Here is an 18,469-nt window from a genome sequence, read left to right as displayed (position 1 = left end):
CCGAGACGGCCGAATGATCATTGATGCTTATGGAAAGTTCAGTTGGCGGGGCTGAACTTGTCAAGGAGGAGCCCGCCTCCTGCCCATTGACGCGGCGGCGCGCAGGCGGGCGCGTCGCCGGTGTGGGGTCTGGCGCAGACTAGAATTGATACGAAACGCCAACTGCGATGACCGGCCAATATTTGACGCCATCCAGATCGTCGTTATTGATATTGTCTTCTTCTTCCGCCAGAGCTGTTTCTAGCTGCGCCTTGAGGGCTGGATTCGCGTCTGCGGCGGGGCTGTCCGCTGACAGGTGCGCTTGAGCGGTGTCAGTGAACATCACGCCCAGATCGGCGTTGAATCCCCAGCCTTTATTTGGCCTAACAGCATTGCCCCATCCAATACCGAAGTAAGGGGAGATGGAGTGATCATAATCGATTTTTGCATGTAGGGTGCCAACCTGCTCTGGTGTGAAAGTGTAATCGCCCAGTTCTACGTCCTCTGTTGGGGTGGCGGAGCCAGTAAATTCATTGCGGTTGGAAAATAAACCGCCGCTGACGCGGAAACCGCCTTCGAAGGGATGCCAATCCATGATGAGGCCGTACGATTCCAGATCAATATCAATATCGTAGTCCACGTCGTCCAGAGAGCGATCAACGGAATGTGAGAAGCCGTTGACCATGCCGCGCATATTCCAGCTCAGGTCGTGTAGTGGAATAGTGACGCTGATGCCTGCGCCCAAGGTGCCTAACATAATGCCCGGGGCGATGGATTGTCCTTCAAGAGTGTGGAACACGCCGCTTTCCGCTTGTGGACCGCCTAACTCCATGCGCACGCCTGCCTGCCAGACATCGGTGGAGAGATTGTCGCGGGCTAAGTCGGTTCCGTAGCGAACATAGGCGGAAGTGCCGCTTTTGAACACGCCGGTGAGTGATAGACCGGCATTCATGTAAGTTTTATCCGCTTCCTCGGTTTGTAGCTTGAACGAACCCGCTTCTGGGAATATGGATAATTGCGCTTCAATTTCGGTCGGATCGTTTTTCAACTCGTTGACGAACGCCAACTCCAGTTGTGGAATCAGCACGCCGAACTCATAACTCAACGCTTGACTGACCCGTGCGCCAAGGGTGCCGGTCATGAGATCCGTAGAGTATTCCATCACATCCAAGCCCAAGCCTGCGTCGTTGCTTTCGCTATAAGCGTCCACATTGACAGTGCGATACTCGATATTGAGGAAGGCGTCGACCTGCCATTGCTGAACCTGATAATTGATGCCGGTTCCCATGGCTGCGTTCCATTGATCTCCATCGGTATCGCCTTTAGACGTCGAAGTGACGCCAGGAAAATTGACGGCCCGGGTGGAGTCAATAGAGACGCCGCCGTAGCCGGCGATCCAGTCAAAATACCAGTTGTCCCGGGGATAGTAGTTGCCGTAGAAGGCAAGGTTCCAGGTATCGGTCTCCAGCTTGGTGACGGAGTTGTTTTCTTCGCTGTCGGTTGTGGTGTATCCGGCGGAAATACCGAGAATCAATTTGTTGGTGAAGCGGTAGTCGACCCCGGCGAGCAGTTGTTGCGCGTCATATTCATAAGCGCGCTGATCGCCGTTGGCGTCCGCGTCGCCGAAAATCAAAGAGCCGCTTAAAAACACGCCCAGGCGATTGTCGGCGAACATAGTCTCGTCATCCCCAGCGGCCCCGCCGGTCCCTGTGACGCCCAATAACTTGCCGACGCTGAAATTCTGGCCTTGTACTTCAGTCCGCAGCCCTACCAGGCTCAAACCGGTTGATCCGTTGCGTAGATTGCTGAGACGGTCGCCCAAGCTTTTTACCTGTGACGCAGCAGCCTCCTTCATTGCGCCGGCTTGAGCGCCGATCTGGCGCAGCAGAATCTGTTCAAGCGCATCTGACCGTTCTGAATCGCTTAGTGCGGCGAGGGCGTTACAGGTGGCCTGGAAGGTGGGGTCCGTCTCTCTGACAATGCCGGCGGAGTTGGCGTCACAGGCGGCTTGCAACACTCCTGCAAGCTGCTTTTGCTCCTCATCTTTGGCGCCTGCAGCTAAAGGCTCTGAATCAGGATTTATTTTAATTGACACATTAGCTCTGCTTTCTGCAAATCCTTCATAAGCGATAGTGTAGGACAGACTTATAGTTGTCTCTTCAGTTAAATCGCTGGGCGGTGTGTATTTGTATAGCCCACTTATGCCGCTAAGCTGAGTAAGATTTCCTATTGTGGGAGAGTCTATTGTAAAACTAGTAGGGTTTCCGCTGGGTTTGACATCATTTTCCAAGGGGAAGATTGTTATGGGCTCTTTCCCTGCCAGGTAATCATCATCCACCGCTTCTACGCTACTTGTCTCGCTTTTGATGTGTAACGTGACCATAGTGCTACTTGTGCCACGGATATCCTGCAGGATGTAAGTAAACGTTACATCGCCTGAGTATCCTAAAGTGGGGTTGAAATTAACGGAAAGGTTATCATCTCCGTCAATAGCTACTACGCCAGCTGAACTGTCACTTAGCGCGGAAACGCTAGTAATTTTAGCGGCTTCGATAGCTTCTCTTGTGCTGATTTCAATGACGTCATTGTAGGTAACAATGAGTTTTTCCTGTCCCTTGTTTGAATCGATGATATACGTATCACTTACTGCAGTGGCGGCGAGGGAGAGTGAAGCGATGCAGTTAAGTAGCAAAAAAAGCGTGGAGCAGAGGAGTGATCGGAGTCTGAGCGTCATGTTGCGTACCTTGCCTTTTTCTTGAGGTTGTTACAGCTGTCAATGCGATCGGATCGCGGCCGTGACCAAGACTTCAGCAGCTACCGCTGGCGGGCCAGATTTGTTTTTAATTAGGAAAGTGTAGGCGAGGCCTATGAAATCGTGTAGGAAATTTGCGGATGTTTTTGCGCATCCGGCCCCATAGGAGCCGGATGCGTTCGCGATAGGCGTTAGCGGCCTCAGGGCGCTTCAGGTAGTTCCAGATAGGATTGCGCGGCGTTACTATGCCGAAAGCTGACAGCGTAAGGCGTTAGCGTGGGCGGGCCGTAAAGAATGTCGAAAGTGTCGAACGCGATAGCGATGCGATGCCCAGCGGGCACATCGTAAGCCGCCGCCGTCAATTCCATGTCCAGACTCTGATCTTGCCAGGGCGTGGCATCATGCAACGTGGCCGGCGCATGGGTGATCAGTTTGCCAATGCCTAACGCATCGACGTCATACAGATAGGCATTCAGCTGCACCTTGTGGTAGCTGGGCTCGATATTCAGATGTATTTTCGCCGCCCCACGGATTTTCAGGGTTTGCGATAGCGCGCCGCTTTGATAGACGATGCCGTGAACGCGATTGATCAGCGGCAGGGAGGCGTAAACAGGCAGGCCCAGCCCATCCAGCAGCGCTGACAGAAGGGGAATGCCGGTGTTAGCGCCTGAATCTAGTCCGGAATAGATCGTGTTGGTCCGACTCAGCCAGGAATCATACTGGGCTTCTGACAAGCCGCCGTTGCTGAGCAGTCCCCGGGGGTGCATATACAACGTGCGTGTTTGCGCGCCAGGGATGGGCCACGCGGCATATTCTTCCCGCTTGTGTTTGAGATCGGTCAGCATCGTTAGGGGAGGGCGCGCCATGATGCCGGTATCTTCGCCCTTCAGCCAATAGTCAAACCAGTCTCGTGCGTTGTCCCAGGTGTAGTTGGGAATGCCAAGCAAGCCAAGTCCTTCTGCGGAAGCGTGCGTGCCCTGGTTCAGATCCAGACGTTTGGGGCCGCTGAGCTGTTCGAAGAAGCGCAGCAGATTGTTAGGCTGGAACAGGTTGTCGCCAAAGCTGTTGGCCAGATACACCGGCGCCTGGCGGGCGTTGATCTGATCCACGACGCGGGAGGGGGAGCGCTCGTAGCCCCAGGCCATGGTTTCCGGGATATTTTTATGTTCCACCAGATTGCGGTAATTCTGCGCGATAACCGGGTCCATATTGGCGGTGATCAGGCCACTGGATACCAGGAAAAAGCCCCAGAACAAACGTGGCGTTTGCTGCGCATACAATGACTCCACTAAATCACCCCAGGTGCTCATGGCGACGGCGGTTTTGATGCGCGGCTCGTGAGCGAGCCCCAGCAGGCTGATGCCTGAGCCGTAAGAAATGCCGGTGACGCCAATAGCGTTGGGATCGGCCTGTGTGTTGGCCAACAGCCAATCCACCATGGCTGACAGGTCCGCCATGTCGTTGGGGCCGGCCACATCCACCATTCCCTCGGAGCAGCCCCAGCCTCGTGAGCTGTAGCTTAGAGCCTGATAACCTCTTTGCGCGTATTTGGCCGCCTGCAGGAAGTATTCATGTTCGTCCAACACCCAGCTGTTGATGAATATCACCGTAGGGTAGCCGTTCGCCGGAGGCGGCGTATTGGGGATGAACAAGTTAGCGTCGAGAGAAAGGCCGTCGTGGGCGGTGACCTTGATGTCGTCGTTAAAGCTATAATCGGCGTGATCAGGCAGGTCGAAATTGACGCAGATATTGGCGCTGGCGAGGCTGGACCAGCCGAGCGTTAACAGAGTCCATAACAGAACGGATCGAAACGTGACGTTCATGGGGAGTATCCTTGTCATGTTATTTTTGTTTTGTGAGTGATCCTTCCGCGCTAACGCACTCCTTCAACGGGGAGGATCTGACAAAGTATTCCATAAATAAACGTCGTACATTTCACCCGAACGGGTGAGAGCGCGCGTTTTTGTGAACTGCGTTAAGGCTAGCTCTGACTATCCAGAGTGAAGTAGAACGTGGTGCCTTCGCCGCTGGAGGAGTCCAGCCAGATTCGACCGCCATGCCGCTCTACGATTTTTTTCACAATGGTCAGGCCGACGCCGGTACCGCCATATTTGTCCTGGGGGTGAAGGCGTTTGAATATCTTGAAAATCTTTTCATATAAATTGGAGCTGATGCCAATGCCGTTGTCCTTGACGTAAAAGATGTGCTGGGCGTTTTCCTCGAAGCTGCCCACCGTGACCCATTTTTCGTCTTTATCGTTATATTTCATGGCGTTGGTAATAAGGTTGCGGAATACTTCCGCCACTCTGACGCGGTCGCATTTTATTTCCGGCAGCTTGTTGGCGATGCGGCAGGTAACCCCTAATTCATTCAGACGCGGCTCCAGCGTCTCGATCACCTCGGTCACCACAGTGTTGAGATTACAGCTTTCTATGGACAGATCGGTTCTGCCCAGACGCGAATAATGCAGCAGCTCAGTGATCAAACGCTCCATGCGACTGGTCAGGCGCACCAGGCTCTGCAGCATCTGGCGGCCGCTGTCATCCAGACGGTCCTGGTAATCTTCGATCAGGAATGAGGCATAGTTGCTGATGCCGCGCAGCGGCTCTTTCAGGTCATGGGAGGCGATATAGGCGAAATCATCCAATTCCTGATTGGAGCGCAGTAACGCCTCTTTATGCTTTATCTGCTCGGTAACGTCCGCCGCCATGCCGATCAGGCAAATGAGTCGTCCATCGTCGTCCATCACACCGTGACCTTTGTCTTCGATATAGCGCAGGGAGCCCCAGGCGTCGATGATGCGGTAGCTATGGGACCATTCGCCCTGCTTGTGCCGTTCCAAACCCTTAAGGATACGGTCGCGGTCTTCCGGCACGATAGCGTCGATGAAGCCTCTGGGGTTTTCATACAAAGACTGGCAGCTGCGCCCCCAGATTTCCTCGTAGCGGCGGTTGATGAAGTAGATGCGGTCCAAACCGGGGGCGGACATCCAGACCACGCCGGGCAGGGTTTCTGCGATGGTGCGGAATTTTGCTTCGCTCTCTTTCAGCGCTTTTTGGATTTCGTTGGTTTCGCGGATGTATTTCTGGTGCGCCTGTTCTATTTGCTCCTGCATGCGCTTGCGTTCGGTGATGTCTATCACTGTGGCGATAATGGTATGACTGTCGTGCTCATGCACGGCGGTCAAACCGACTTCCACGGGTATCTGGCCGCCATTTTTATGTCGCGCCCACAAATCACGTCCCACTCCCATCTTGCGTGTTTCCGGGCGCTTCAGATAGGCGTTGCGCTGAATCTGGTGTTGATGGCGGATGCTTTCCGGCAATAACAGTTCTATCGGTTGTTGCTTAAGCTCATCTTTGGAGTACCCCAGCATTTCGGTCAGGACGGAATTGAAGGATTGGATCAGGCCGTCATTGTTGACCACCACCAGACCATAGCCGACAGCATTGCTAATCGTGTTGGCGCGTTCTTCCGCCAGCCGACGCTCAATATTCTCTCGCTCCAGGCGGCGGTTGAGGTTTTGTAATTCCTCCGTACGCTGCGCTACTTGCTCCTCCAGATAGGCTTTCACTTGAGTGAGCTCGTCACTGCGCAAACTGCTCAAGGCCAGTTTGTTCTGCAAACTATCCGTGAGTTCACGCCATTCATTGAATGAAGGAAGTTGGGTCATTCTCGGCAACAGGGGCCAAATGGCGATAGCGGTGATTGCAGATACCAGCGCCGTAGCGACCTTGATGGCGCCCTCCGCATAGTAGTAACCGTTCCAGACATTGACGATTCCCATGATGTGAGTCATCCCGCAAAACAGGATGAAACAGGCGAACAGGGCGAGGGTCCAATTCAGTTCGAATTGCCGCTTGCGGTAAATGAAAAACAGCAGAGCCAGGGGAATGCTGAAATAGGAGACGGCGATGATCAGGTCCGACCCGACATGCATGATCAGCAGATCATATTGCCAGAGCAGGCAGTGGCCATGAGGCATGTAGTCGCCGGAGAGAAGCCGGTCGATAATTGACATTGCGGTTTGCTCCATAAACGCTGAAAGGCGTATTCAGGAGGATGTCAGACCTTTCGCTGAATACGCGGGAAGTGCTCCATGAATTCTTTTAAAGACTGGCTGTCGCAGGGCGTTGGCTTACCGAACAAATAGCCTTGCGCCAGGTCGCAGCGTGATTTCCTGGCGTCATTCCATTGCTTGTCGCTCTCAATCCCTTCCGCAGTGACTTTCAGTCCCAGGTGGTGTCCCAGGGCGACGACGGTTTCAATGACTTTCTTGTTGCGTTCATCGTGTTGCGCTTCCAAAAAGAAACACTTATCGATTTTCAGAATATCGATGGGCAGGCGGGTGAGGTACGCCAGGGAGCTGTAGCCGGTGCCAAAGTCATCTACGGCGATACGCAGGCCTAATTCGTGTAGATTATTCAGCAGACGGATGCTGGCGTCGGGTTGTCGCATCAGCGTGGTTTCAGTGATTTCCAACTCGATGACTGAAGGGTCAATAGGGTAGCGACTCAACTTGCTGCGAAACATATCCACCAAATAGCTGTTATGGAACTGATTGGCCGGCATATTGATAGAAAGCGAAATTTCCGGGAACTCCTTTGTCCATAGCACCGCCTTGCGGCAGACTTCGTCGATCAGCCATTCATTGAACGGTTCCATTAAGCCCAGGCTTTCCACCATCTGGATCAGCTCCATCGCCTGGATGTTGGGATAATCCGGCTTTGGCCAGCGGCTGAGTAGTTCAAACCCGCGCAGATTCTCCCCGGGGATATCAACGATAGGCTGGAAATAAGGTTGCAGTTCCCCTTTCTCAACCGCTCTGGGCAACGCCGCTTCCAATGCCTGTTTACGTTGCCAGATTTCCTTTTGCGACTGGGAAAACTCATGGTATGTAGAGCGTCCGCGCCCCTTGGCGGCGTAGAGCGCCAGATCCGCGTGCTTGAGCAGTTCTTGCGCTGTTCTGGCGGTGGCGGGGTAGCGGGCGATGCCGATGGAGGAACTAACCGCCACTTCATGTTCTGATATATGAGTAGGGCGATTGACTTCCTCCAGCAGCTTTTCTGCAACGCTGCGAGTAATGTTGACGTCGACATCCTCCAGCAGTACAACGAATTCGTCTCCGCCGATGCGGGCTACGCTATCTGTTTCCCGCACCACGGATTTGATGCGGCTGGCCACAGCCTGTAATAAAGCGTCGCCGGCGTCGTGCCCCAGGGAATCGTTGACGGGCTTGAAATGGTCCAGATCCAAATAGAACAAGCTGCATTCATAGCTATTGCGCTCGGCTTTCTTGATCGCCAGCTGCAGGCGATCAAGAAACAACGCGCGGTTAAGAAGTCCGGTCAGCGCGTCGAAATGCGCCATGTAATTCAATTGGTGCTGCAGGCTGCAGGTGCGCACGGCGTTGCCGATGGCGCGATGTAAGGATTCTGCTGTCAGGTCGCCTTTGACCAGGTAGTCATGAGCGCCATTGCGCATCAATTGGACCGCAATGGACTCGTCTCCCTGCCCGGTCAGCACCACCACCGGGATCATGTCGTCGATCCATAACTTCTTAAGCTTACGCAGGAACGTCAAGCCGTCCATACCTGGGAGTTGATAGTCGAGGAGGCAGCATATTGGTCGATGGTGCTGTAGGATTTCCAGTGCTTCTTCCGCACTTTCCACTTCCTCAATGCTGGAAAAAGGCTCTTGATACTTGGCTAGTAGTCTTCGGTATAGGTAGCGGTCGTCGGCAGAGTCTTCGATGATCAACAGGGATGTGTCGCCGCGCATTCCATTCATGCCTCATTACTGCGTGGAAGAACTGCTATTTCAAACCAATACTGCTTGAGCTCGCCAACCGCTCGAATCAAGCCGGAAAGATCGACCGGTTTGCAGACGTAGGTGTTCGCTCCAGAGAGGTAACAGCGGGCGATATCCCTTTCATCGCTGGATGTGGTGAGTACGATTACGGGAATACGGCGCAACTCGGGGTCGCTTTTGACCTGCTTCAGCACTTCAAACCCGTCAATGCCGGGAAGGTTCAGATCCAACAGGATTAGCGCCGGCAATTCGCCTCTATCTTTGAATTGATTGCGCGCAAACAGGTAGTCCAGCGCTTCCTCGCCCAATTGACAGTGGACGATGGGGTTGATCAGGCCCGCTTTGGTGAAGGCGCGTTGCATGGCGGCATAATCATCCATGCTGTCTTCGACCACCAGAATAAGCCGGGTGGACTGGTTTCCTGTCATGACTCCCGCCTTGAGAAAAATAGAATGTCCATACTAGTTGAGAGCGCCGCTACTCATCGTATAACTATAGACAAATAGTTGCTGTTTGGCGTAAGTGCAAGCAGTTCATTTTTATTACATATTTATAAAACTGCTCCGACAGCGAGTTGTGTATCCCGTCGCCGCGCCCGCGCCAGTGGTCTTCGCGGCTGGCCTCGCGTCATTTTGGCAGTAGTCTAAACTGATAATTGTCGGAAAATGAAAGCGTTGAACATTTCCAAGCGGCGATGCCTATGTCCAGCGCAACCGCTACGCCGCACGTAGGACCAACCATAAAAACTGAAATCCGGGACACTGTGTGACTGAATCCACGACCTCCGGCTCCGCTTCTATCACCAAGCAGATTTCTGTGTTGGAGAAAAAGCGGTCCGCGTTATTGCGCTTGGTAAGAGCGACGTCTTCCCTGGAAAAGCTGCGACAGAGCTTCCAGGCGGTGTTGCAGTTGGGCGCGAAGAAGATGACGTTATCCACCTCCGCGCTCAAATCATTCGAATCACTAGGGCGTAAAGTCCGTAACTTGCCTGACTCCGAGGTGAAAGTCCGTCTCGGTAACCTGGACGACCACGTACAGAGCAATCTGGGGCGAGTCACGGAAATGGCCTTGCAGCTGGTCGACGCCGAGGAGGAAATTGACGAAAAATTTGAAGAAATCAATCTGGTGGTGGGTGATTTCAGCCGCTATGCGCGCACCTCCATCGCCATGCGGGTATTGTTGGAAAGGCGTGGCGTTAAAATCGCCCCACTGAAAATCAGCCTTCCTGTAGAGGACATCAAGCGGCGTTTGAGCCGGGTTTGCGAGCAGGAGAAAAGCTGCCGAAAACGAGCGGAAGAGGAGATAGTCGGCATGCATGAGGACATTGGAATCATGCTGAGCAACCCCACCTGTACGACAATGCAGAGACAGGTGCTGGAAGCGGTGGACAACGCCCTGATGGAAAATCTGGAGCATATTCAAGCGGGTAAAAGTCTGGCGGATTTGCCAACGCCAATCGAAGAGATTGAGCTGGAAACACCGCGACCGGGCGCGGTGATGAAGAGCGCGGAAGAGAAGGAGCTTGCGCAAGAAAAAGAACAACTTATTAAAACTCGCGAAGCGACGGCCCCGTCGTCACAAAACAACGAGAAGCCGAACGCCAATGAGCCTGCTCAGCCGGAATCTCCGCCCAAACGCCCTTCAGGTGTGATGGGGCGGTTCTTTGAATGGTTGAACACGCCTTGGAGCGTGGGTTGGAAAGACCTGAGGAAGAAGAAGCGCGACAGGAGGAGAAAGTAAACTTCAAGCCCTGTCTTTTGCTGAGGAGGCCCTGAAGCGGGTTTTATCGATGCCATGTTTTTTGATCATTTTCCCCAAGGCGCGCCGTTCTTTACCTGACCGGCGCGCCGCTTCGCTGATGTTTCCACGGGTGGTCTCCATCAACCAGTTCAGATAGTCGCTCTCAAAGCGGCGAACGACGGCGCTTTTGGCGTCATTAAAGGATTGTGCTTCGAAGCTGATTTCAAACTCAGGCGCAGCAATGCGGGTGGACGAGGGCAGAGAAAACTGCAGCTCCGCATTGTCGCTGAGCAGGTACTCCCGTTGCAGCAGATTCTCCAGCTCTCTCACATTTCCTGGCCAGGCGTAGGTCTTCAGCGCATGCAAGGTCGTCAGGCTGAGCTGTTTTTCAGGACGGCGGTATTGCTGACTGAAACGTTGCAGCATATATCGGGATAGCAGCTCGATGTCCTCTTCACGACCCCGCAGGGGCGGCATGGTCAGGGTCAGGATATGCAGGCGAAAGAACAGATCTTCGCGGAACTCTCCCAGCGTCACTTGCTGCGCCAAATTGGCGTTGGTGGCCGCGATAACGCGAATATCCGCGGTGCGATATCCCGCGCAGCCAAGGGGGCGATATTCACGGGTTTGTAGAAAACGGAGCAGGGCGACTTGGGCTTTGGCGGAAAGGCTGTCTATTTCGTCGAGAAAAAGGGTTCCCCGGTTGGCTAATTCGATTAATCCTGGCTGTGCGCTTTTAGCATCGGTGAAAGCGCCTTTGGCGTGTCCGAATAACTCATTTTCCAGTAGCTGTTCTGGCAATGCGCCGCAATTAATAGGAATAAACGGAAACGGTCTGCGCTCTCCCAGATAATGAATCGCCCGCGCCGCCATCTCCTTACCGGTGCCAGTCTCGCCTTCGATCAGAACCGGCGCGTCGCAGCCCGCGATCCGGGCGATCAGGCGCAACGTGGCGGTAAACGAGGCGGAGCGACCGATCATATTCAACGCATCGAACTGCTCCCATAAAGTGGCCTGCTGATGGGAGTCGTACGTTTCGGTTTCACCACCTTCCCGATGACGTAATCGCTCCAGTCGCAAGGCCAGCTCCGCCTTATGACAGGGCCAGCGTACGAACTCATCGAAGCATTGCATGAAATCCGCGTCCCACTCGCCTGCGTCGGAGCTATACACACACAGACTTCTGCCGCGCTGTTCCGGCGTCAGGGCGGCGAGGATGGCGTCTTTGGGATATGGGGCCCCCAGTAAAAACAGGGTAATAGCGTTGGAGCAAGGCTGAGGTTGATTCAGCCAGACGTCACCGGACACAAACTGAGGACGGTAACCCAGCTCAGGCAGAATCCGGCTGAACTCAGAATGATGCTGTGATGAAGAGCTGAAGGCGATGCAGTCTAAGGTTTCCATATGCCTGCTCCAGGCGGTCTTGTTATCGTTCGAGACGCGCCCGCCGATGACTGCACTGAGTAAACGCGTCTATAAATGAGTGCGCCGCTAACCTGAAGCGCTGCTAGGGAGTTTTAGTATAGTTCGAAAATCCGACTTTGCAGGGAGATCAAGAAAAAGATATTTCGCTGCAAAAAAGAGGTATTTATCAATAAGGACGCGGGAATAGTAGCAATTCGACGCGCGACGGTTGATCTACTGAGCAGCTACAAAATATCCATAAGCAAATGGGAGCTCACCTGCCTGTCAGTGAACCATGATGACCGGAGAATTGATGGTTGGTTTGAATAAAAACTTTTCCAAATTGGATGACGGATTTTTTCTAAAACTATCGCTTTATACCGCGTGGCTATGGTCAAAGCGTTTGGTTTTAAAGCTATTGCAGCATCGCTTCACCTCTTTTGGTAAATGCTAGAGGGAGAGCCGAGATGCGAGACTGCTTATTTCACAACTTTTTACTCTTGATTAAGAGATTCAACATATCTGAAACTTCGCTTTTTAAGAGGCATGAAAAACATGTCAATACAATGGCTTAGGTTGAATAAAAGGCCATCCGTAAAGACGTAGTAAATATCAAAATGTGGAATAGGTCAAAAGGGATAGGTCTGATGGTGGGTTGAGCCTAAAACTCTCATCCGTTAAGTTTTGTAACAATAAAAACGTCAACCATCGCTTACAAATACTGCCGCCGCCACATAACGTTGCCCCTGGCGTTACGCCACAGGTCACCCCTGCCTATATGATGGAATTGGGACCCGCCGGGCTGAAAAATTTATCTTTCAACACGATCACGGAATTTTAGGGATTAAGAATGAGTAAAGCACCTCAAGGTTTGGTTCGCATTGGTTTACCCGGAGCAGGCAAACAAGTATTCGCTGTGGGCCGCGTTGCCCAGTCGTTTCTTTCGATACAGAAGAGTAGTCAGGAAGGCAACTACTGGGCGACGATGGTTATCAAGGAAATTGAACGACTTGCATCTGGGAAACTTGGTCACAATCACGTCTATTGCAAAAAGCAAATGTTTCCTGGAGGCGTTGAAACGTTTTTCCTCAAGATACCAGGATGTGATGCGACGGTAAAAGAGCTTGACGGTCGTTATTTCATTGCACATCTTGAGGTAAGTGATGACTATTTTGCGCTTCAAGAAGGAAAGAAAAAGCCTGGGATGCATTATGCGCATAAGAACTCACAAAATGTTTGGTCTTTTAAACACTTGGATAAGTCTCAGCTGGTAATTAATAAACGAACATTCAACTTGCAGGCTGGACTCCCTAATCCACATTCTGTGGATGAGACTGATTATGCTTTGGTGAGTATTGGTGCTCCTGAAAAAGAACTCCAAATGGCTGCAAATTTAGGGATGTCTCACATAAAAAAGAGCCCTTTTAGTGATAATAAGATTGATCAGTTTGGTTTCAATGTTATGTACACTCCTGGTACAGGAGATAAGGGCAAAGTAGGCGGGATCATTAGCCTAAGCGAAGCCATCAACCCAGAGTACGTTGAACGATTAATGGAGACTTCGTACTTCATTGCTGAATCGATGGAACAAGCTCAAAAAGCAGGCATCAAAGTCGCTTGGGTCTCTCACGAAGCTGGCTCTGCATATTTAACCCAAGCGATGAGCATTGCTCGTAGTCGTGGGCTTACTCTAAGTAATCAAACGATATACCTAAGTCGCCCGCTGACTAATCCAGACAAGGCATACACATTAAGTCAGCAGTTAGGAATGACATTGAATGCCAAGTTGTCTAACAATAACTTCAATAATTTGAATGAACTTGCGGGTGGTGTTGGTAACTTATTTGGTATTACTACAAGCTTCAAACGTCTGAGGCATGATGCTAGCTATACAGGATATGACTATGGAAAGGAACTGTTAGGCTCTATTGCATCAGGAAGTAATGTTTGGAAAATTGGCGTAGCTGTAACTTCAGGCGTAGCTGCTTATTTTGGCGGGTTATCTGCAGTGATAACAGCAGTTGGCGCTGGCGCGGCCGTGACTATTCCATTCCTTAAAGATAACATGCGGTCGTATGCACAGTGGCCGGATGATCAAACTGCAGTAGAAGAAATGGTGAAACCGAAGCTACAAAGCTGGATAGCAAAATTTAAAAATAATGCTTAATGCTTTAAAGGCATGGAGAGATTTAGAATGAGCTTGTTTAGTCGAAAGGGTAAAGAAAGTGGGCCTTGTGTTCCTGTCGGCCCTAATTTTAAGAAAGCAAAGCGAGTAAGCACGCTCCTATCAGGGACAAAATTCTCGCTTCGTATGAATCGGCATATGCCTATTGTGGCTGCAGAAAGTCAAGTTATGCTGGAGCCAAGCTACAATATATTCACCTATAATGGCTATAAAAAGGATGTAGATTCTGATCTTGAATACTTTCGATTGCTGACTTGTAGCTGGAAGTTTCGTCGGGCTATTTTATCTAGTTACGTCGGGCACTTAGAGCTATCAGCGACAATATTCAAGCGCTCTCCATGCTCCCAGGATAAATCTCTTTTAATACCGAGCGAGTTTGAACGTTATGTGTTAAGCGATATTAAAAGAAATTATGGAAATCAATTTGATCACGGGAAAAGTGTTCATGACGTTCCAATTGATTGGCGCGTTCATGATCACCTTCCAGTTCCTTCTGTCAGCTTTGAAGCACGTCCTGCTACTCTTGCTGGAAATTCACGAAAGGTACATTTTAAGTTTCCTCTTGATCACGATATTTTGGTTACCTTTTATTTTGGTTTCGGCCAATACGCACAAGGTGATATCGACGAGAAGGATGCGGCTATTTCCCCAGAGCCTCTTTATGAGTTAACTAGGCAGGTGATAGGTAGTGTCAGTTTAGAGCCATCTGAATCACTTCAGAGCGAGTTGGATAAAATAAAGAAAAATTATCCTAACTCTAAAGTCAGCCCAAATATTAAACCTATAAAGTGGAGTACCTCTGAGCAGGATGCAGAGTGGGAGGAGTACCGACGACAGCAAGCAGAGAGCAGAAAACGATTCCAAGATATAAAAAAGAGTATGGATGACCCAGAAACACAAGCACTTTTGGAGAAACTAAATAATGCATCGGCAGAGGAACTCTCTCGTCTTATGGACCAAGCAATAGATGCTGAAGAGAAAGACAAGGGGGAAAGCTAACCTATTCGCTTTCACCCATCATCACGTTGTGGTCTAAAGTAGTGTAGATTTTTCTTTCGAGGTATTCTCGGCTAAGTAACGGCTGCCGCCAGAAATAGCATCAGCGCGTTGGCCTATGTTGAATGTGGCTGAGCGCCTTAGGTCGCAAAAGGATTATGTAATCATTAACGCAGCTTTCGATAGCGTGGCTGGTTATAACGGCGGCAAAGATCTTGTTTCTTGATCCTGCCCACAAAGATTAGACACGTCATTAAGCGACTTTCGATGCTTCATAACTCTCTGGGCTGAGATACCCATTTGCGCTATGAAGGCGGGTTCGATTGTAATCCACTTCGATATACTCAAACACGGCTTCACGCATTTCTTGTCGGGTTGCGTACCGCTCTCCGTGAATCGCTTCCACTTTCAGGGAGTGAAAGAAGCTTTCCACACAGGCATTGTCATAGCAATTGCCTTTGCCGCTCATGCTGCAACGAAGCCCATGCGCCTGAATCAACGTCTGATAGGCTTCTGAGCAATATTGGGAACCTCGATCTGAATGGACGATCACCCCTTTGGGCTGACGTCGACGCCACAACGCCATGCGCAAGGCGTCGCAGACCAGCTCGGATTTCATTCGCTTGCTCATCGCCCAGCCTATGACTTTACGGCTGAACAGGTCCAGCACGACGGCTAGATACAGCCAACCTTCTTGCGTCCACAAATAGGTGATGTCACCCGCCCATTTTTGATTTATCTCCGTTGCATTAAAGTCCTGCTGAAGAAGGTTTTCCGCCACAGGCAGGCTATGCCTGGAGTGAGTGGTGGCCTTAAACTTTCTGGCGGCTTTCGCTCTCAAGCCCAAGCGTTGCATGCTTCTGGCCACCGTTTTACGGTTAGCCTGGACTCCCTGTTGCGCCAAGTCTTTGGTCAGCCGGGGCGCCCCATTACGCTTTTTAGCTTTATCAAAAGCGGCTCCAACTTGGATGTCCAGGGATTGCTGACGCTGTCGTCGCAGAGAAGGGGCTTTCTGTCGATGGAGCCAAACGTAGTAGCCGCTTCTTGAGACCTGAAGCGCTCTCGCCATGCAAGTGACGCGGAAAAGGCTCGTGTGAGAGTGCATAAAGGCGTACCTCACTTCACACTTTTGGCGAAGTACGCCGCCGCTTTTTTTAACACGGCAAGCTCTTCCGCCTGTTCAGCCAACTGACGCTTCAGGCGGGCGTTTTCCTGGGCCAGTTGCTGTTCCGTTTCGCCACGATCCTGCGCCAGTCGGGCTTTACTGCGCCAATTGTAAAGTTGTGACTCGTGCAGACCCAATTGCCTTGCGGCGGCGCTCACGCCGATACGTTGAGCTAGCGTCAGGGCTTCCGCCTTGTACTCGTTGGAATAACGTTGGCGAGATTTGGAATTTGTTGTTTTCTGTTTGGTCATAGTTCACCTCTGTAGCGTAGTTTACTCGCTTAACGGGGTGTCTATCATTGGTGGGTAGGATCATCTCTTGGTATGGGAGCTGGAGCCTTAGGTGTTGCTCTTGCTACAGGGGGCTTTCTACTATTTGTACAGTGATATTTAATAGCGGTACCGTATTTTCTGCAATTGGAGCAAATTTAACCAGTATCCTTCTCTTAGGTTTGGTATCAATAATCTCGATAGAAAGGTGTGGTAATATGCCCCTTCTCAAGAAGGGGGTTACCTAACTATGAACCTGCTTGCCCTTAAACTGAGGCCTTTGCGTGAACCCTGTGTTCCGGTGGCGCCTGACTTTAGTATTGCTAAGGCTTTGGAAATCTCTTTTTCAGGTAGCGTGCTAAGAGCTATGATGCTAGATCATAGTCCCGCGACTGCATATGAGGAGCATATAGAGCCTAAGGAGAGTTATGATCTTTTCAATAACTCTCAGTATAAACATGCAGAATCTGAAGGGTTTGATTACATCCAGGTTTTAATGAGGTCTAACAAGTTTCGTGGGCCTTTGTTTACCGGGTATGTCGCACAACTTCATACTACGATTCTCCTTATTAAGCATAAAGCCACGCGCTCAGACTTTTCTTTATTTAATCCTCATGACTTTGAAGGCGCTATATTGTCTACACTGACTGCGGAATATGGAAATGAGATTCTCCTTGGTCGAAATTGTTATGATGCGCCAGTGAATTGGGAGGTTATTGAGAGGCTTCCAGTTCCTTGTGTAGCGTATGAGGTGTTGTCTGGGCCAAATCGGGGAGGTTGGAGAAGCAAGTATATTGCCTTTCCTATCAGGCATGAATTTTATATTGAGATTTCGTTTCATTTTGAGCAATCAGCTGTAGGTAAGCTTAGTGAACAGGATAAGCTTGTTAACCCTAAGCCACTGTATGAACTGGCGAAAAATATAATAGATAGTGTAAGTTTAGAACTATCGCCAGAAGCAAAAAGGGAGTTTGAAGAGGCGCGTACCAGCAATCCTTAGGCCAAGTTGAGCAAGGAAATTAAACCTCTCAAATGGACTACGCCAGAGCAAGATGCTGAGTGGGAACAATACTGCGCTGAAGTTGAAGAGCAACACAAGTCCACAGAGCGCATTAGGAAAGCCGCTCAGACTGAAAAGTAGCTGTGCATATTCTCAGCTTTTGAAAGTGTTGAGATATAGCACAAATTGTATTGATTCGCCCTGAATGCTTCGGGGCGTTTTTATATATGGTCTGGATAGATTCTGGAGGGCCCCATTAGTTTTTTAGCAATAAAGCTGAGAGAAGCTAAGAAACCCTGCTCGGCAGTAGGCCCAAATTTTGGGAGGGCGAGGCCTGTTGAGATAATATTATCTGGTACTAGGCTTAAAATGCTTGTTAACTCTCACGGACCTTCTGCAGGTAGAGATGACAGAGTTGAACCATGTGAAGAGTATAATCTTTATGATGACTCTTTATATTGTACTCAACAATCAGATAATGAGCCAAGCAGGTACTTTTTGGCTTTGTGTAGGAGTTGGGGGTTTAGAGGACCTATTTTCTCTGGCTATATTGCGAAAGTAAACTTCGCTGTATTGGTTCAGCGAGTTAAGCTTCGTAGAGAAGACTTTTCACTATTTAATGCTAGAGACTTTGAGAAGTTCCAGCTTGACACTTTGCTCTTTGAGTATGGAAACAAAATTGAGAGTGGTCGAAACCTATATGATGCACCTGTTAATTGGAAATCTATCTCAAGCTTAGCCGTCCCTGCTGTTACATTTGAAGTGCTTTCTGCGCCTCATAGAGGCGGGGTTAGAAAAAAAGTAATGGCATTCGCTGTGGGACATGATGTTTGCGTCTGGTTGAGTTTCAATATTGATCGTTACGTTCCTGGAAACCTTGAGGAGCAAGACCAGCTCATTTTCCCCGAACCCCTTGATGAATATGTACAAAAAATTATTGATAGTGTGGAATTAGAACTATCAGAATCGGCAAAGAAAGAATTACAGGATATTGAGAGTAAGTATCTTGATATGTCTTTAAGGCAGGTTGACCCGATTAAATGGACAACTCCCGAGCAAGATGCGGAGTGGGAAGAGTACTATAAGGACTGGCAAGAAAGGAAGCGACTATCAATACGCTAATTTAGGTGCTTTACAGAAATTCATATGTGCTCTAAGGACGGAGCCA

Annotated in this window: 12 protein-coding genes and 1 pseudogene; 5 read left to right on the top strand and 8 right to left on the bottom strand. The window is 50.5% G+C overall.

The window, feature by feature from the left end; genetic code table 11:
* Positions 1-139: 139 nt before the first annotated feature.
* From O5O45_RS14385 to O5O45_RS14365, 6 genes and pseudogenes are all read right to left on the bottom strand, one after another.
* Complete coding sequence (locus tag O5O45_RS14385; protein ID WP_305905901.1) at positions 140-2,074, bottom strand: autotransporter outer membrane beta-barrel domain-containing protein; 1,935 nt, start codon at positions 2,072-2,074, stop codon at positions 140-142.
* A 297-nt stretch (positions 2,075-2,371) separates the two neighbouring features.
* A pseudogene (locus O5O45_RS31990) lies at positions 2,372-2,713 on the bottom strand (Ig-like domain-containing protein); the annotation flags it as partial.
* 218 nt (positions 2,714-2,931) lie between these two features.
* Positions 2,932-4,554, bottom strand: a complete 1,623-nt coding sequence (locus O5O45_RS14380; protein WP_305905900.1) for a CocE/NonD family hydrolase — start codon at positions 4,552-4,554, stop codon at positions 2,932-2,934.
* A gap of 158 nt (positions 4,555-4,712) precedes the next feature.
* Positions 4,713-6,752, bottom strand: a complete 2,040-nt coding sequence (locus O5O45_RS14375; RefSeq protein ID WP_305905899.1) for a sensor histidine kinase — start codon at positions 6,750-6,752, stop codon at positions 4,713-4,715.
* Between the two features lie 44 nt (positions 6,753-6,796).
* Positions 6,797-8,521: a GGDEF domain-containing response regulator gene (locus O5O45_RS14370; RefSeq protein WP_305905898.1), complete on the bottom strand. Its 1,725-nt coding sequence runs from the start codon at positions 8,519-8,521 to the stop codon at positions 6,797-6,799.
* Positions 8,518-8,970 carry a response regulator gene (locus O5O45_RS14365; RefSeq protein ID WP_305905897.1) on the bottom strand — a complete coding sequence of 151 codons (453 nt, stop codon included), beginning with the start codon at positions 8,968-8,970 and terminating at the stop codon, positions 8,518-8,520. Before O5O45_RS14365 ends, O5O45_RS14370 begins: the two co-directional genes overlap by 4 nt.
* Before the next feature lie 337 nt (positions 8,971-9,307).
* On the opposite strand from O5O45_RS14365, the gene O5O45_RS14360 reads away from it, so the two are divergent.
* Complete coding sequence (locus O5O45_RS14360) at positions 9,308-10,282, top strand: hypothetical protein (RefSeq protein ID WP_305905896.1); 975 nt, start codon at positions 9,308-9,310, stop codon at positions 10,280-10,282.
* Positions 10,283-10,285: 3 nt separating this feature from the next.
* Here O5O45_RS14360 and O5O45_RS14355 read toward each other — a convergent pair whose 3' ends face one another.
* Complete coding sequence (locus O5O45_RS14355) at positions 10,286-11,686, bottom strand: sigma-54 interaction domain-containing protein (protein WP_305905895.1); 1,401 nt, start codon at positions 11,684-11,686, stop codon at positions 10,286-10,288.
* An 850-nt stretch (positions 11,687-12,536) separates the two neighbouring features.
* Between O5O45_RS14355 and O5O45_RS14350 the strand changes: the two genes are divergently transcribed.
* Both O5O45_RS14350 and O5O45_RS14345 read left to right on the top strand, forming a co-directional pair.
* The gene (locus O5O45_RS14350; protein WP_305905894.1) at positions 12,537-13,853 is read left to right on the top strand and encodes a hypothetical protein; all 1,317 of its coding nucleotides are present in this window, start codon (positions 12,537-12,539) and stop codon (positions 13,851-13,853) included.
* 27 nt (positions 13,854-13,880) lie between these two features.
* Positions 13,881-14,870: a hypothetical protein gene (locus O5O45_RS14345; RefSeq protein WP_305905893.1), complete on the top strand. Its 990-nt coding sequence runs from the start codon at positions 13,881-13,883 to the stop codon at positions 14,868-14,870.
* A gap of 250 nt (positions 14,871-15,120) precedes the next feature.
* Here the strand turns inward: O5O45_RS14345 and O5O45_RS14340 are convergent.
* Positions 15,121-16,283 (bottom strand): IS3 family transposase gene (locus tag O5O45_RS14340; RefSeq protein ID WP_371747989.1). Its coding sequence is split into 2 segments (ribosomal slippage): positions 15,121-16,025 and positions 16,025-16,283, totalling 1,164 coding nucleotides; the frame shifts between segments, so codons are not numbered across the junction.
* Between the two features lie 268 nt (positions 16,284-16,551).
* Between O5O45_RS14340 and O5O45_RS14335 the strand changes: the two genes are divergently transcribed.
* On the top strand, positions 16,552-17,301 hold the full coding sequence (locus O5O45_RS14335) for a hypothetical protein (protein ID WP_305905891.1): 750 nt from the start codon (positions 16,552-16,554) through the stop codon (positions 17,299-17,301).
* A gap of 369 nt (positions 17,302-17,670) precedes the next feature.
* The gene (locus tag O5O45_RS14330; RefSeq protein WP_305905890.1) at positions 17,671-18,423 is read left to right on the top strand and encodes a hypothetical protein; all 753 of its coding nucleotides are present in this window, start codon (positions 17,671-17,673) and stop codon (positions 18,421-18,423) included.
* Positions 18,424-18,469: the final 46 nt, after the last annotated feature.

The sequence above is a fragment of the Hahella sp. HNIBRBA332 genome (genome assembly GCF_030719035.1).
GTDB lineage: Bacteria > Pseudomonadota > Gammaproteobacteria > Pseudomonadales > Oleiphilaceae > Hahella.
This window is presented reverse-complemented; position numbering and strand designations above follow the sequence as displayed.

What these genes read in the sequence shown, in the direction of transcription:
- O5O45_RS14345 (WP_305905893.1), top strand. Translation starts at nt 13,881, where the DNA reads ATGAGCTTGTTTAGTCGAAAGGGTAAAGAAAGTGGGCCTTGTGTTCCT.
- O5O45_RS14370 (WP_305905898.1), bottom strand. Translation starts at nt 8,521, where the DNA reads ATGAATGGAATGCGCGGCGACACATCCCTGTTGATCATCGAAGACTCT.
- O5O45_RS14380 (WP_305905900.1), bottom strand. Translation starts at nt 4,554, where the DNA reads ATGAACGTCACGTTTCGATCCGTTCTGTTATGGACTCTGTTAACGCTC.
- O5O45_RS14375 (WP_305905899.1), bottom strand. Translation starts at nt 6,752, where the DNA reads ATGTCAATTATCGACCGGCTTCTCTCCGGCGACTACATGCCTCATGGC.
- O5O45_RS14335 (WP_305905891.1), top strand. Translation starts at nt 16,552, where the DNA reads ATGAACCTGCTTGCCCTTAAACTGAGGCCTTTGCGTGAACCCTGTGTT.
- O5O45_RS14330 (WP_305905890.1), top strand. Translation starts at nt 17,671, where the DNA reads ATGCTTGTTAACTCTCACGGACCTTCTGCAGGTAGAGATGACAGAGTT.
- O5O45_RS14365 (WP_305905897.1), bottom strand. Translation starts at nt 8,970, where the DNA reads ATGACAGGAAACCAGTCCACCCGGCTTATTCTGGTGGTCGAAGACAGC.
- O5O45_RS14350 (WP_305905894.1), top strand. Translation starts at nt 12,537, where the DNA reads ATGAGTAAAGCACCTCAAGGTTTGGTTCGCATTGGTTTACCCGGAGCA.
- O5O45_RS14355 (WP_305905895.1), bottom strand. Translation starts at nt 11,686, where the DNA reads ATGGAAACCTTAGACTGCATCGCCTTCAGCTCTTCATCACAGCATCAT.